Genomic DNA, 14,634 nt, shown 5'->3' on the forward strand with positions numbered 1-14,634 from the left:
ACAATCATTCCTTTCTAAATTAAGCGTTTTACATCTGACACTTATGCGCCAAAAATGGTGCCGATCAGGATTCCGCAGACATTTCCGATCACGTTGCCCAGAGTACCTACCAGGATTCCAGGGACAACCAGGCTGTCCCATCCTTTCGCGATAGCCAGTGCTGCCGCGGTGGAAGCTCCGCCTACATTGGCATTGGATGCAACCATAGCGTCCTCGATACCGAACTTAAGCAGTTTTGTAAACACCAGCGTCACGATAATATTTACTCCAACGATGATAATACAGCATACGAAGAAGATGGGCGCGTCATTTACCAGCAGACGCAGGGAGACCGGTGCGCTCATGGTGGCAAAGAACAAATAGATAAAATAGGTTCCGAATTCCTGCGCTCCCCTGATTTCATTCAGCTGTTTATGGAAAACCGTAGCCGCCACCACCGCAATCAGCGTGATGATCAGATACTTGCTGCCCAGCAGCGCGTTACAGAAATTAAGGAAGAAATTACCGGTGGGGATCGCCGCTGAGAAGAAATCCGCCAGAGGGGTGGACACAGCCACAATGACAACAGAAATGCCCAGCGCCAGTGCGATATCCTTCAGGGAAATTTCCTTACGGGCCCAGTAATTCGCAGCGTTGGTTTTGCCGGTTGCGTTCTGTTCCTCCACGGTTGCCAGCTGATCTTCGATCGGATGGCGGAAATGGCGTTTAAAGAATGCCAGGCTGGGTATAGTCATCAGGGCAAAGAAGAAAAACATCATCGTAATAGCGTCCGCCACATTGGCAGTGGAAACCATGGTTCCGCTGGCTCCGTAGTTCTCCGCCATAGCCACAAAGTTAATTCCTCCGCCTATATAAGAACCAGTAATCATAGCCAGGAATTTACCAACTTCAGGGATAAACCGGCCAACCGTGAAAAATGCAATGACAGAGCCCAGCATGGTACCGCAGGCGCTGAGTAAAAATAAGATTAACAGCCGGCCGCTGTTTTTCGCAATTTCACGTATATTTGCCTTGAACAGCAGCAGCGGCAGAGCCATTGGAACCAGATAAGTACCCACAAATCCGTAAGCAGGCGCATCCTCCGGTATGATACGCAGGTTAGATAAAATCAGTGTCGTTAACAGGACCAGGATACAGCCGGTCAGCTTCGCCGCCCATTTGTACCTCTGTTCCAGACAGATTGCGAGCGCGACAATGCCGCACAGCACCGCCATCAAACCAATATTGTTGTCTACTGAAATCAACGTACTCATGCTTTCTCTCTCCTCCACTTCCTCATTTGCCTAAAAGCGCGTTTCCTTGTTTCACTTCTCTTTCTCCAGCAATCACGGTCATAACTTTCGCGATACGCCTAAGCGCCTGCCGGGCCGCTTCCTCGTCGCCCAGACAGCCGTGGATAATCCGCAGACAGCCTGCTCCCTGGCTGCCGTATGCTTTCCCGTCATTGACTGCCACGCCTGCTTCCCGCAGGATTCTGTCCACGATCTCGGTGGAATCCCCCAGGGCAGATACATCGAGCCAACAGTAAAACGCTGACTCGGGCCGGTACATATGTACGCCCGGCACACCGGACAGCTCTTCCCAGGCCATGTCTCTGCGCCGCTCGAATGCCCGGATATTCTCAGCCAAAAACTCAGGATGCCGAAATGCCTCTATCGCCGCAATCTGGGAGAGGGTATTCGTCGCCCCGAGAACATTTACCGCCGCTCCGTGGAACACATCCATCACCCGGTCGTCCGCAGCCAGATAACCCACACGGAACCCGCTCAGTCCCATTCCTTTGGATATCGAGCATACGGTCACGGTCCGCTCCCACATTCCGGGCAGCGCAGCGGGGGAGACATACTCTATCCCATCGAACACCGAATCCTCAAATGCCTGATCCACGATAAGCGCCAGGTCTTTCTCTACCACAAGCCTGGCCAGAGCCTCCAGCCCCTCTCTGCGGAATACGGTGGTCGTCGGGTTATTGGGATGCGTCAGGACGACAGCCTTCGTTTTCTCCGTTACAGCTCGGGCAAAAGCATCCACATCCAGCTGATATCCCCTGTCCCGGTCCAGCGGTACAGGTACCGCCACAGCACCCAGCAGCTGTACATTCAGGAAATTATTGGGATAGCTGGGATCCGGAACCAGCACTTCGTCCCCCGGCCCTATAAAAGCACTCATAGCAAAAAACAGGCCGGAATCCGATCCCGGGGTAATAATAATATTACGTCTGGGATCCGCAGAAATATGATTGAATTTCTTTAACTTCTTTGCCAATTCCTGCCGCAGTTCAAGAGAACCGATGGGCATGGTATAGTGGGCAGGAAAACCAGTTTTTACCGTATCGATCAGGACCTCTTGAATATGATCCGGAATAGCCGGGTCCGGATAAAATGGATCCGCCCACCCCATCAGCGTGACCTGACCTTCCATCGAAGCAAAGCTGTCACCCACATCAGCCTTCGTCACTTTGGAAAACAATCCGCCTTCCACTCCCCGGTACCTCTCCGCAATCTTAACTGCCATAGCGGGACCTCAGCATAGAGCGATGGCGTCAATCTCCACCAGCGCATCTTTCGGCAACCGGGACACCTCTACTACAACCCGGGCCGGTGGCTCGTCGGGGAAAAAGGTGGCGTAAACTTCATTGATCGCGGTAAACTTATCCATGTCCCGGATAAACAGGCAGCATTTTAAAATCTTTGAGCGGTCTGATCCGCTGGCCTCCAATATCGCAAGTACATTTTTCATCGACTGGGCCACCTGTTCCTCCACTGTCTGCGGCATGACTCCGGTCACGGGATCCAGCGGAAGCTGTCCCGACACACACACGACGCCCGCTCCTTTTGCCGCCTGGGAATATGGCCCGATGGCTCCCGGAGCCTGATCAGTGGATACAATTTCTTTTTCCATGATTTCCTCCTTCCGTGCGCTTTCCCGCACATTTAGGGATGGGGGAGTGAACACTTCGCTCAACTTTCCTCTCCCTTCTTTTCCTCTCTGAATCATTGCAGTGTAGCTGCTTTTATTATAGGTCCCCCTATATAAGATGTCAATTAAATACGTTATTATTTTTTATTCATTGTGCATTTTTTAATAATTTTTTTAGTTTTGCTGAATTTTTTTGCATTAGAATGTTTGATTTTTATAGAATTAATTGTTACGTTAGAATTATTTTTCCCTCAAAAAATACAATCGGAAGGGCCAGGATGGACGAATCGTCACATCCTGGCCCTCATGGGCTTTCCTTTATACAGTTATCTCATAATAAAGACTTATCCTATTAAATAAAGACTCATCTTACTAAATAAAGACTTATCTTACTAATTTGAACTGGGGACCATAGGCAGCGCAGGCTCTGAAGTCCTGTCCTTCTTTGTCCATGCCGAATGCGTTCCAGCTGGCCGGACGGAAGATCTTGTCATCCGGTACATTATGCATAGCTACCGGGATACGGAGCATGGAGCACATAGTAATCAGGTCTGCACCGATGTGTCCGTAGCTGATCGCGCCATGGTTCGCGCCCCAGTTGTTCATTACATCATAAGCGGTCTTGAACGCACCCTCGCCGGTCGTTCTGGGAGCGAACCAGGTACAAGGCCATGTATAGTCGGTTCTCTTCCACAAGATGTCGGTAACTTCTTCGGGAAGGGCTACGGTCCAGCCTTCTGCGATCTGGAGCATCGGCCCAAGGCCTTTTACCAGATTCAGACGGATCATGGTGGCAGGCATTTCCGCTTTGGTTACGAATCTGGATGAGAAGCCGCCGCCGCGGAAATATCCGTTGTCGGCCGGATTCCAGGTAGTCGCTTCCATGATCGCTTTCTGGTCTGCTTCGGTCACATCCCACCACTGTTTCATAACAGCATTGCCATTCTCATCTTTTGCTTCTCCACAGGCATCCAGGCAGGCTGCGCCGGAGTTGATCAGATGGATGAAACCGCCGGCATCTTTTGCAACACCTTCCAGATCATATCCGGTAGCCTTCTTAACCGCTTCCGGACTCCAGTAAGTACGCACGTCAGCGAATATCTGAGGACGGTTGGTCAGAAGCTTCATGAACATCATGCCAAGGCCATTGAGAACGTCATTTTCTGTTGCCAGTACATAGGGCTCTCTCGCTCCATCCCAGTCAAAGGAGGTATTTAACATAGCCTCTGCGAAATCGCAGTTGGGATAGAAATCCGTCCACTGTCTCTGTCCCTGGAAACCGGCAGCCAGAGCGTTGTGTCCGCACATCTCTTCCTCGCGGCCGGCCGGGAGGTTCGGGTTGCCGTTCATCAGGTCTTTGATGATAACCATCATCTTGACTACGAACTCCCAGGCTTCGTCTTTCTCTTCTCTGGTCTTCTGCAGGCCTTCCGGATTCTTGTCGAATCCTTCTTTGCAGTTAGCCTTTGTCCAGGCCAGAGCTTTCTGGAATTCAGCTTCGTCGTAGATACCTTCTGTCATACGGCGGATGATCTCCACCTCATCTACAGATTCTACACGCATGCCGAGATATTCTTCGATAAATGCAGGATCAATGATGGATCCGCCGATACCCATACAGATGGATCCGATCTGCAGATAGGATTTACCTCTCATGGTGGCGCAGGCTACTGCTGCACGGCCGAATCTCAGTAATTTTTCTTCAACATCAGCGGGAATACTGGTGTCGTCCGCCCCCTGCACATCATGGCCGTAGATGCCGAAAGCAGGAAGGCCTTTCTGTGCATGAGTCGCCAAAACGCTGGCCAGGTATACGGCGCCGGGTCTCTCTGTTCCGTTGAATCCCCATACGCCTTTGATGGTATTGGGATCCATGTCCATGGTCTCCGCTCCGTAGCACCAGCAAGGGGTGACAGTTAAAGTAATGTCAACGCCTGCTTTTTTAAATTTCTCAGCGCATGCTGCGGTCTCGCCCACACGGCCGATGGTTGTATCGGCGATGATAACTTTTACGGGTTCGCCGTTGGAATATCTTAAGTTCTCTTCAAACAATTTAGCGGCAGCTTTTGCCATGTTCATGGTTTGATCTTCCAGAGATTCTCTGATCTTTAATGCACCTCTGCGTCCGTCAATGGTCGGTCTGATACCAATCACAGGATAATCACCAATTAATCTGCTCTTTGCCATTTTTTCTTACCTCCATAATATTTTTCTTTCAACGTTTTCCACAATGGATATGTAGAAATCTTTAACCAGATATGCTAATTATACAACATGTCTATAAAAAACACACGTAAAAATTTGTGCGGATATAGACAATTTTTGTGATGTTACTCTGGACTTTTCTATATACTCCTGCTATAATCAAGGAAATATCACCATCAGGGGCCGACACCCGCGCCCGGGAGGTGCATCATGAAAGCATTTCACGAAGTGCGCAGATACGCCACGGAATTCATGGTTTGGCACAAATCTTACAAAGATATCAGTTTTCTGGCGCATTGGCACAAAGAAATCGAATTGATTTATATTCGCTCCGGCAGCGCAAAGTTAAGCGTTACCGATCAGAGTTTTTATGCCAAAGCCGGGGATCTGATCATCTGTGACAGCGGGGATATCCATTACAGCGACTCTTATCAGATGGACAATTGTTTGGATTTCTTGATATTTGATACAAATCTCATCAGCTCCCACTATACAAATTCACATTTTCAGCACCCGTGCGTGACCAAAGAACAGCTGGAAGCATACGGTTTATTTGACATGCTGGAACGGCTGCTGGACCTGATTGACGATGAAATGGAAAACCAGGAGCCCTATTACCAGGACGTGGTAACCGCATCGATCCGCCAGTTCTTTTATCTGCTGAAACGCAATGTCCCCACCAGCGACACCGCCATGCAGAGTCAGAACCGCCGGCTCGTCATGCTGGAAGATTTACAGCAGCTGCTCTCCTATATGGAAGAGCATTATATGGAGAACATCACTCTGGAATTCGCGGCAGGCAGGATGCATTTCAGCGAGAGCCATTTCTCAAAAATATTCAAGAAGCTTACCGGCATTAATTTTGTCATCTATCTGAACATGATCCGCGTGGAAAAAGCTGCGGACCTTCTCAGGACCTCCAACGATAAGATCACTGACATCGCATTCAACTGCGGTTTTAACAACGTCCGGACCTTCAACCGGGTCTTCAAGGAAATGACCGGATATACTCCCACCGAGTTTTCCGCAATGCCCGATAAAGGCGCTTACAACCTGGCATATTACAAACATAAATCAACGGAAAAGCAGTACATGGACAAAGAGCCCATGACCATTATCAAAAACACCGAAATCATGCAGTAAGGAGCGCTTATGGAAATGGAAACCAACCCGATTCTCTACCGGAAACGCCTCATCCCCTCGGAATGTATCGAATTAAAAGAGGATCAGATCCTCTATCGGGATGAGCGCATTATCGTAACGAAATGGAATACCATCCGTCCCAAAAAAGAGCTGGATCACGGGTATTCCTGTTATTTCATGAAAAAGGGATTCAAAGTCAGCCGCTTTTACGACCATGAAAACCAGCACATCTGCTGGTACTGTGACATCATCGATACCACCTATGAGGCGGAACTGAACGCCTATACCTTCACCGATCTGCTGGTGGATGTCATCCTAACCCCCGACGGAAGCATAAAAGTCGTGGATGTGGACGAACTGGCCGACGCCATGGAAAATAAGTTAATCTCACAAGGCATGCTGCTGCGAGCTCTGAGGCGCCTGGACTATCTGCTGTCCATCATATATCAGAACAGGTTTGACGATCTCCAGCGTGAGATCCTAACCCGTGAATAACCAAGTGACTAAAAGGGGACATGTCCAATTCGGTTTGGGACATGTCCATTCCGGTTTTGCCTAAAGGGGACATGTCCATTCCGGTTTGGGACATGTCTCAAACTGTTTGCACATGTACTTTTAACCGGATTTAATCCCGCAAATAAATCTTAAGAAATGTGAGCCTATATTATGGATTTTGAACAGTGTTTTAAGGACTCTCAGACGTTATTAATGGAAGGGGCTCTGGGCGAAAGATTAAAAAGAGAATATGGACTGCCAATCGATGGGCCTGTAGCAATGGCCGATCTCATCTATCACCATTCCGGCAAATCTGCTCTGAGAAAATTATGGACCGAATACTTATCAATTGCGGAAGAATACCATCTGCCTTTCCTTGCCACGACACCGACCAGACGCGCCAATCAATCGCAGGTACATTCCGCAGGCTATCATTCCATTCTTTTATATGATAATGTCGCCCTGCTCAAAGAGATCCAACGCACCGCAAATACTCCCATGTTTGTGGGCGGCCTCATGGGGTGTAAGGGAGACGCCTACACCGGCAAAGACAGCCTGACTTCCGCGGAAGCACACAATTTCCATGCATGGCAGGCCAATACCTTTGCCAAAGCCGGCGCAGACTTCCTGTTCGCCGGAATTATGCCGGTATTGGAAGAGGCCAAAGGCATGGCAATGGCCATGTCAGACACCGGCCTCCCCTATATTATCAGCTTTACAATCCGACAGGACGGACGTCTGATCGACGGCACAACCATAGACAGCGCTATCCGTTCCATCGACCGGCACGTCAACCACCGCCCGCTCTGCTACATGACTAACTGTGTACACCCCGATATTCTATCCCTGGCTCTATCCCACGACTTTAACCGCACCGTGAATGTTCGGTCGCGTTTTCTGGGATTACAGGCCAACGCCTCCCCTTTATCTTATGAAGAACTGGACGGCTCCCAGGATCTGAAATGTTCAGATCCAATCTCCCTGGCGCAAAGCATGTATCATGTAAAGCGCAAATTTAATCTGCGTATATTAGGAGGATGCTGCGGTACAGACGGTAACTATCTGCGAGAGATCGCCAAAACATTAACATCATCCACAAAGACCATGTAACTAACCGAATACTAACGCCGGCGGGCGGATCTTCCTCAGGTTTGGGTAAGCCCTCCGGGTATGGCCGGGGCCAGGGGACGGTATCCCACGCGCTTCCCTGTTCCGGGGGCCCTTTTGTGTCTCCCTGGGAGAGCATAGGGCGGCTGTGCATCCGCTTAGTGGAATCGGAAAGCCGGGTTCAGGATGCTCGGCGGACTTCACGTCCGACGGGCAAGAGCCTCTGAACCGGGAACACATCCTGTGTTCCTGGTGAATAGGCTCGATTCCTGAACCCGGCTTTTCGATTTCACTTAGCGGATGCCAGCGCAAGTCCTCCGCTCTCCCAGGGAGACACAAAAGGGCCCCCGGAACAGGGAAGCGCGTGGGATACCGTCCCCTGGCCCCGGCCATACCCGGAGGACTTACCCAAACCTGAGGAAGATCCGCCCACTTAATTCAAACCGAAAATCTTATCTCCCGGTTCGTTCTCTTATACTGATAATACCGCACCCCTGCCGCATCCAGCATCCGTCTGGAAGCGAGCACCGAAGGCGTATCGGCATATTTGTCACAGTCATAAACGATTGTCTTGATCCCGCTTTGAATAATCGCCTTGGCACACTCATTGCAGGGAAATAAGGATACATAAAGTTTTGCTCCCTCGAGACTGCCGCCCCGGTAATTGAGAATGGCGTTCAGCTCACTGTGCGTGGTATAGAAGTATTTGTTATCCAGCGGCTCGCCTTCCCTGGCCCAGGGGAAATCATCGTCCGAACAGCCTATGGGAAACCCGTTATATCCCATGGAAAGAATCTTATTATCCTGGCTGACGATACAGGCCCCTACCTGGGTACTCGGGTCTTTGGACCGCATCCCCGACAGAATGGCAACTCCCATAAAGTATTCATCCCAGCTTATATAATCTTCTCTTTTATCGCTCATATACCTGCTCCTTTGTCCATAACAAACACCAACGGCCAACTACTGCTTATTTCGTTCCGAATATGCGGTCCCCCGCGTCTCCCAGCCCCGGAACAATATACCCATGATCATTCAAATGGTCATCCATAGCACCGATATATACATCCACGTCCGGATGGGCTTCCTGCATCTTCTTTAATCCTTCCGGCGCTGCGATAATACACATGAACCGGATATTATTCACGCCCTTATCCTTCAGCATCTGGAGCGCTGCCACGGAGGAACCTCCGGTCGCCAGCATGGGATCTACCACGAACACTTCCCTTTCAGAACAGTCCGCAGGAAGTTTGCAGTAATATTCCACGGGGTTTAACGTCTCAGGATCGCGGTACAGGCCAATATGTCCGACTTTCGCCGCCGGAATCATAGTCAGCATACCGTCTACCATACCTAATCCTGCCCGGAGGATCGGCACGATGGCCAGTTTCTTACCCTGCAGTTCCTTTACCGTCGTTGTACAGATCGGGGTAGTGATTTCCACATCCTGCAATTTCAGGTCCCTGGTTGCCTCATAACACATCAGCATGGCGATCTCGCCGATCATCTGGCGGAAATCCTTTGAACCGGTATCCACCTTGCGGATCAAACCGATTTTGTGCTGGATCAGCGGGTGATCCATTATCATTACTTTTGACATGTGTCTCCTCCTGATTGTATATTTTTAAATTATTTTATCTGCCAATTCAATTAGATATCTTCTATCTGCCGGATTCTTCTCATATGGCGTTCATCCCCGGAAAACTCCGTGTTCAAAAACGTATCCACAATCTTAACGGCAAGACCGGGGCCGACGACCCGTCCTCCCATAGCCAGTATATTGGCATCGTTGTGAAGTCTGGTAGCTTCCGCGCTGAAGCAGTCGGAACAGAGCGCCGCCCGTATACCCTTCACCTTATTCGCCGTAATGGAAATACCGATCCCGGTTCCGCAGATCAGAATTCCTTTTTCACATTCCCCGTCCGCCACCGCGTGTGCTACTTCTTTGGCGTATACCGGATAATCGCAGGCCTCCTCATCGTAACTGCCGAAGTCCTTATATTCCAGTTTTTGTTCCTCCAGATAACGCTTAATCTCCTGTTTCAGTTCATAGCCGCCGTGGTCACTGCCCAATGCGATCATTATGGTTCCTCCTCATTCCAATTTTCTACCAACAGGGTAACCAGACGATACAGTTCCTCATAGCATTCCCCATAGTCCGTGAGCGGTCCGCCGTAAGGATCCGGAATGTCGCCGTCCCCTCCTACCAGAGATTTCAGTGTATATACATTTATCGCCTTCGAATAGCCCATTAGTACCTTCTGTTTTTGTTCTTCATCCATGGTAATGATCAGAGTATCATCACCGAAGTCCTCTTCCTCCAGCGGCGAAGACATATGCTGTTCCATCTTCAGTCCATTGCTGATCATCACGGCTTCCGCCTTCTGATTCAGCGGTTCCGGGAACAGAACCACCAGCCCCTTGGACTGGATCACCACCGGAGCCGTTACATGTTTGCTCTTCATGATCGCCTCTGCCATAGGCGCCCTGCAGGTGTCGCTGGCGCAGACAAAGACCACTTTCCGATAATTCCGCAGTTTAATCTCATTTTTTACATTGATCACATGATAGCCGGCCGCTTTTAACAGCCGGTTCATCACAGCCTGTCCCAGTTCCGGCAGATCAAATGCCTCGGAATAGATGCTGCTTACTTCTTCCCGATCAAACTCCCGCAGAATCCGATAGAGATTCCTGGATATGGAGATCTCTTCACTGCGGCTCCCGATGCTCTTTACATCCGCGCCGATATATCTGGCCTTGGTTTCGTCTGTGGCAATAACCCCGATCTTCCCGCTCTGATCCTTGCGGATCAGTTCATTGATCTTGGAGATCACGGCCGCCTCCGATCCCTCCACGATCATCATGTCCGCTTTGGGCGCGTAATGGCGGTATTTCATGCCCGGCGCCTTGGGCTTCCTGTCCTGATCATCACCAAACAGCGTCTTGTCCTCTTCCACCGGCCCGACCACGGTTTCCAGCATTTCTCTATTGATATAACCGGGCCGCAGAATCATAGGCGGCTCCACCGTCATATCCACAATGGTGGATTCGATACCGATTCCCACCGGCCCGCCGTCTATGATCAGATCAATCTTATCTCCAAGGTCCTCCATGACATGTTCCGCCATCGTGGGGCTTGGCCTGCCCGACGTATTGGCGCTGGGCGCAGCGATATAACCGCCCCCTTCCCGGATCAGGGTGAGGGCAACCGGGTGATCCGGCATCCGGACCGCCACCGTATCCAGGCCTCCTGTGGTCTCATAAGGGATCTCCCCGCTTTTATTCAGGATCATCGTCAGCGGGCCCGGCCAGAACGTCTGGGCCAGCCGCACGGCCTTTTCCGGAATATCGCTTACGATCGCCCGCAGCGCCTGAAATTCCGCGATGTGGACGATCAGCGGATTATCCGAAGGCCGCCCTTTGGCGGCATAAATCCTGGAAGCCGCATCCTTCTGTCTCGCATCGGCTCCCAGTCCGTACACCGTCTCCGTCGGAAATGCCACCAATCCGCCCATACGGATCATCGAGCCTGCCTCCCGCATGACTTCCGGATCTAAATTTTGTTTATCCACTTTTATTATCTTTGCTTCCATTCAATTACCTCTGTTTTTGTGCGTACGCCATTCGTTGGTATACGCCATCCTTCGTTATTATACCACTTCATTATCGAAAGGGAAACTATTGATTTTTCCCCAAATCTCCATCGTTACTATTCAAGGCAAAAGGGGCGGAAACATGCGCTTTTTTCCCCTAACAGGCCGGCTTCCGTCGACAGGCCCCTCCCGGTTTTTGCTTCGCTATGCTGCGCAATCCGATAGTTATTCCAAAGTTACCATACAAAGGCATACTTGGCAAGTCACGATTACAGGAGCATCTTATAATTTACAAGGTAATTCTTAAATCAAACATGCTGTCATACGAAATCAACCGAATTCAAAAAGCGCAAGCAAAAAGCACCACACGGCTTTTACTTGCGCTTTTGTTATAAAGTAAACAAATATCTTAATCGTTAAAAATCATCTTACACATCTTACAGGAACGTTACCCTCTACTTACCCGCCATATATTGCTCCGCCTGCTTTTGCATTTCCGCATAAACCTTATCTGCGCCTGCCGCTTTCATCTTCTCTCTCATTTTTTCTATGTCTTTTTCCGGATCATCGGTGAATCCCAGACAGAGCAGCTTATAATCCGTACCGAATATCTCCGTAATAGCGGCAATCTCATTTTTCACGTTTTCGTCATTGAATACGAAGGTGGAGTATTTGAGTGATTTCGCATTGTCTTCCCAGTGCTTTGTCATCTCTTCCAGCCCGGGTATACCTCCGTCTATGGTGCGCCAGTATGCGTCATTCCTTATGCCCCAGTTGCAGTTGCCGTCGTAGGGATAGTTTGCGCTTTCCTCCAGCGACTTCAGATGTTCTTCACCCACAGGCTCCCAATGTGTGCCTTCGATTCCGTAAGAGAACAGGTCATGACACTCCTCATCGTTTCTTAAGTAATCCAGAGCCATCAGCGCCCTTTCCGGATGCTTTGATTTGGAAAATATGCACATACCATTGGCAAGATAGGAATTCACGATACTCTTCGCATTGCCTTCCGCATCAAAGATTCTGATATCCCATTCGGGATGCTGTGCGCTTATATTTGCGTATTCACTTTTTGCATTGTTCACATTCATAAGTGCCAGAGCTGATTTTCCGGCGGCGAAGCTCTCTTTGTTATTCTGCGTGTTGACTGCCGCGCTCTTACTCCAGAAGCCTCTGTCCTTCCAGTCCTTTAATCTCGTAATAACCTCTGTTAATTCAGGAAATTCAGTAAGGCACCGGACTACTTCCTCCGATCCGTCCGTATTAACCCCTGCCATTGCCTGCCAGGGACCTATATTTTCTACTTTGCCCTCCGTTGCCTGCCTCCACATACGGTCGAACATAAATAACGCGTCAAAATCAGAACCGATATCCAGAGGTATCATAGACTTTTCATTCTTTGCAATGGCATCCAGATAGGTCTCCACCTCATCCAGTGAACTTACGGAGGTAATATTATATTTATCCATAAGATCACCGCGCGCGATATATACATAGGAGGTAATTTCCTTATAGTTCATGGGCAGCATATATGCCTTGCCGTTTACCTTAGACTGCTCCCATGCCTCCTCGTACATTGTTTCCGCCGTCATAGGCGCATATTTTTCAAGCGCCTCTTTTGTCACCTCCCAGAAGCCCTGCTTTGTTGCCTGAGCGTTATAAAATGCCCAGTCCGCCGAGAATATAATATCCCAGTCCTCCCCCGATGCAAATACAAGCGGGTATTTCTGCTCGTATTCGCTCCAGCTCATAAATTTAACGTCCAAAACCGCATTGATTTCTTTTTTCAGCTTCTCATTAATCTTATCAAAAACAGCATCAAAATCGGGCGTACGGTCTCCCAGCAGATACATCGTAAGCACTACCTCCTCCGATGTGTCTACGCCCTCCTCTGGCGCCGCCGCTTCCTCCTGCGGCTGTTCCTTTTCCGCGGGCGCCGCTGCCGCACTGTCTTTTACATCCGCCTCCCCCTTTGCACCGCAGCCTGCCATTCCCAGACACATCCCCACAGTCAGGACCGCCGTCATTAATAATGAAACCATTCTCTTTCTCTTCATACTGTAACCCTCCTTATTTTATTATAATTTAAATTTAATTTTTAAAAAATACCAAATTACTATTTAGCCCTTTACCGCTCCGATCGTCACACCCTTTACGAAGTATTTCTGCAAAAACGGATACAGAAGGACAATAGGCCCCGTCGCCACAACGGTCATAGCCAGCTTCATGGCCTCTGTGGGCACATCGCTTGCCGGAATACCGCTGCGCGCGGCTGCGTTGCTCAGCGCCTGCGCCTTTGTCAGTATGCTGTTTAAGTAATACTGGAGCGGATACAGATGCCTTGCGCCCTCATCCAGATACAGCATGGCATCATACCAGTCATTCCAGTAATTAAGCGCTATGAACAGTCCCACCGTTGCCATCCCCGCTTTGGAAAGCGGCAGCGCGATCTTGAAAAATAAAGTAATATCGCCCGCTCCGTCCAGCTTCGCCGATTCATATAAAGCCTCCGGCACATTTCCCATATAGCTTTTCAATATCAGCAGATAAGTCACATTTACCATAATCGGCAAAAGCAGGGATATGATATTGTTATGAAAATGCAGGTACTTTGTATTGAAAATATACCAGGGTACAAGCCCTCCCCCGAATATGGAAGTAAAATAATAAAAGAAACTGACCCCGTAACGGTATTTGAAATCTTTGCAGGACAGTACATATGCCGCCATGCTTGTAAAAAGAAGGCTCAGAAACGTTCCTGCTGCGGTAACAAAAATCGTAACCCCGTAAGCCCTGATCAGGTCACCCGGAATCTTAAAAAGCATCTGGTAGGCCTGTGTCGATATTTCACGCGGTATCAGCCGGTAGCCGTCTACCAGAATCGCATTCTGATCGGAGAATGACCCGCTGAGCACCAGCAGGAACGGAAAGAGGCAAAATAAAGACAGCGCAGTCAGCGTCACAACGGATATGATATTGAATACGATTCTGTCTTTTCCTGTTTTTCTGCCGGAAACAGCTTTTTTCCCTGTAATCATAATAATCAAGCCTTTCTTTACATTTTTCGTCCTGCCCTATGAATAAGAGTTTCGCCTGCGAAACTCTCCGCCTGCGGCGGGCCGCGCAAGCGGCATCTTCCTTTCCGCCGCTGTGCGATCCCTGCGGAGCGTTTTTA

13 protein-coding genes are annotated in these 14,634 nt (G+C 49.5%); 3 read left to right on the top strand and 10 right to left on the bottom strand.

Features of this window, described 5'->3' with window-relative positions; genetic code table 11:
• Positions 1-41: 41 nt before the first annotated feature.
• The 4 genes from KTH90_RS05430 to KTH90_RS05445 all read right to left on the bottom strand — a co-directional run bounded on the left by KTH90_RS05430 (position 42) and on the right by KTH90_RS05445 (position 5,106).
• A complete protein-coding gene (locus KTH90_RS05430; RefSeq protein ID WP_158350784.1) occupies positions 42-1,253 on the bottom strand; it encodes a DUF819 family protein in 1,212 nt (403 codons plus the stop codon).
• 22 nt (positions 1,254-1,275) lie between these two features.
• Positions 1,276-2,514 (bottom strand): pyridoxal phosphate-dependent aminotransferase, encoded by a 1,239-nt coding sequence (locus KTH90_RS05435; protein WP_238726403.1) that lies wholly within the window; start codon positions 2,512-2,514, stop codon positions 1,276-1,278.
• A gap of 9 nt (positions 2,515-2,523) precedes the next feature.
• Complete coding sequence (locus tag KTH90_RS05440) at positions 2,524-2,901, bottom strand: Rid family detoxifying hydrolase (protein ID WP_158350780.1); 378 nt, start codon at positions 2,899-2,901, stop codon at positions 2,524-2,526.
• Between the two features lie 402 nt (positions 2,902-3,303).
• On the bottom strand, positions 3,304-5,106 hold the full coding sequence (locus KTH90_RS05445; RefSeq protein ID WP_158350778.1) for an L-fucose isomerase: 1,803 nt from the start codon (positions 5,104-5,106) through the stop codon (positions 3,304-3,306).
• Positions 5,107-5,334: 228 nt separating this feature from the next.
• Between KTH90_RS05445 and KTH90_RS05450 the strand changes: the two genes are divergently transcribed.
• From KTH90_RS05450 to KTH90_RS05460, 3 genes are all read left to right on the top strand, one after another.
• Complete coding sequence (locus tag KTH90_RS05450) at positions 5,335-6,267, top strand: AraC family transcriptional regulator (protein ID WP_238726404.1); 933 nt, start codon at positions 5,335-5,337, stop codon at positions 6,265-6,267.
• 9 nt (positions 6,268-6,276) lie between these two features.
• Positions 6,277-6,762, top strand: a complete 486-nt coding sequence (locus KTH90_RS05455; RefSeq protein WP_238726405.1) for a DUF402 domain-containing protein — start codon at positions 6,277-6,279, stop codon at positions 6,760-6,762.
• Between the two features lie 171 nt (positions 6,763-6,933).
• Positions 6,934-7,872 carry a homocysteine S-methyltransferase family protein gene (locus KTH90_RS05460; RefSeq protein WP_158350774.1) on the top strand — a complete coding sequence of 313 codons (939 nt, stop codon included), beginning with the start codon at positions 6,934-6,936 and terminating at the stop codon, positions 7,870-7,872.
• A gap of 435 nt (positions 7,873-8,307) precedes the next feature.
• Here KTH90_RS05460 and KTH90_RS05465 read toward each other — a convergent pair whose 3' ends face one another.
• The 6 genes from KTH90_RS05465 to KTH90_RS05490 form a co-directional block, all read right to left on the bottom strand.
• Positions 8,308-8,793, bottom strand: coding sequence for a deoxycytidylate deaminase (locus KTH90_RS05465; RefSeq protein ID WP_158350772.1), 486 nt, complete (start codon positions 8,791-8,793; stop codon positions 8,308-8,310).
• A gap of 46 nt (positions 8,794-8,839) precedes the next feature.
• Positions 8,840-9,469, bottom strand: a complete 630-nt coding sequence (gene upp / locus KTH90_RS05470) for a uracil phosphoribosyltransferase (protein ID WP_158350770.1) — start codon at positions 9,467-9,469, stop codon at positions 8,840-8,842.
• Positions 9,470-9,519: 50 nt separating this feature from the next.
• Entirely contained in the window at positions 9,520-9,951 is a 432-nt protein-coding gene (gene rpiB / locus KTH90_RS05475) for a ribose 5-phosphate isomerase B (RefSeq protein ID WP_158350768.1), read from the bottom strand.
• Positions 9,951-11,462: an L-threonylcarbamoyladenylate synthase gene (locus tag KTH90_RS05480; RefSeq protein WP_158350766.1), complete on the bottom strand. Its 1,512-nt coding sequence runs from the start codon at positions 11,460-11,462 to the stop codon at positions 9,951-9,953. The genes rpiB and KTH90_RS05480 overlap by 1 nt, the downstream gene beginning before the upstream one ends.
• 455 nt (positions 11,463-11,917) lie before the next feature.
• On the bottom strand, positions 11,918-13,516 hold the full coding sequence (locus tag KTH90_RS05485; RefSeq protein ID WP_158350764.1) for an ABC transporter substrate-binding protein: 1,599 nt from the start codon (positions 13,514-13,516) through the stop codon (positions 11,918-11,920).
• 63 nt (positions 13,517-13,579) lie between these two features.
• Positions 13,580-14,497 (bottom strand): carbohydrate ABC transporter permease, encoded by a 918-nt coding sequence (locus KTH90_RS05490; protein WP_158350762.1) that lies wholly within the window; start codon positions 14,495-14,497, stop codon positions 13,580-13,582.
• Positions 14,498-14,634 lie beyond the last annotated feature (137 nt).

This window comes from Diplocloster modestus (assembly GCF_019042245.1).
Lineage (GTDB): Bacteria > Bacillota > Clostridia > Lachnospirales > Lachnospiraceae > Diplocloster > Diplocloster modestus.

What these genes read in the sequence shown, in the direction of transcription:
- KTH90_RS05465 (WP_158350772.1), bottom strand. Translation starts at nt 8,793, where the DNA reads ATGAGCGATAAAAGAGAAGATTATATAAGCTGGGATGAATACTTTATG.
- KTH90_RS05430 (WP_158350784.1), bottom strand. Translation starts at nt 1,253, where the DNA reads ATGAGTACGTTGATTTCAGTAGACAACAATATTGGTTTGATGGCGGTG.
- KTH90_RS05450 (WP_238726404.1), top strand. Translation starts at nt 5,335, where the DNA reads ATGAAAGCATTTCACGAAGTGCGCAGATACGCCACGGAATTCATGGTT.
- KTH90_RS05440 (WP_158350780.1), bottom strand. Translation starts at nt 2,901, where the DNA reads ATGGAAAAAGAAATTGTATCCACTGATCAGGCTCCGGGAGCCATCGGG.
- KTH90_RS05480 (WP_158350766.1), bottom strand. Translation starts at nt 11,462, where the DNA reads ATGGAAGCAAAGATAATAAAAGTGGATAAACAAAATTTAGATCCGGAA.
- KTH90_RS05485 (WP_158350764.1), bottom strand. Translation starts at nt 13,516, where the DNA reads ATGAAGAGAAAGAGAATGGTTTCATTATTAATGACGGCGGTCCTGACT.
- KTH90_RS05435 (WP_238726403.1), bottom strand. Translation starts at nt 2,514, where the DNA reads ATGGCAGTTAAGATTGCGGAGAGGTACCGGGGAGTGGAAGGCGGATTG.
- KTH90_RS05490 (WP_158350762.1), bottom strand. Translation starts at nt 14,497, where the DNA reads ATGATTACAGGGAAAAAAGCTGTTTCCGGCAGAAAAACAGGAAAAGAC.
- rpiB (WP_158350768.1), bottom strand. Translation starts at nt 9,951, where the DNA reads ATGATCGCATTGGGCAGTGACCACGGCGGCTATGAACTGAAACAGGAG.
- KTH90_RS05455 (WP_238726405.1), top strand. Translation starts at nt 6,277, where the DNA reads ATGGAAATGGAAACCAACCCGATTCTCTACCGGAAACGCCTCATCCCC.
- KTH90_RS05445 (WP_158350778.1), bottom strand. Translation starts at nt 5,106, where the DNA reads ATGGCAAAGAGCAGATTAATTGGTGATTATCCTGTGATTGGTATCAGA.
- upp (WP_158350770.1), bottom strand. Translation starts at nt 9,469, where the DNA reads ATGTCAAAAGTAATGATAATGGATCACCCGCTGATCCAGCACAAAATC.
- KTH90_RS05460 (WP_158350774.1), top strand. Translation starts at nt 6,934, where the DNA reads ATGGATTTTGAACAGTGTTTTAAGGACTCTCAGACGTTATTAATGGAA.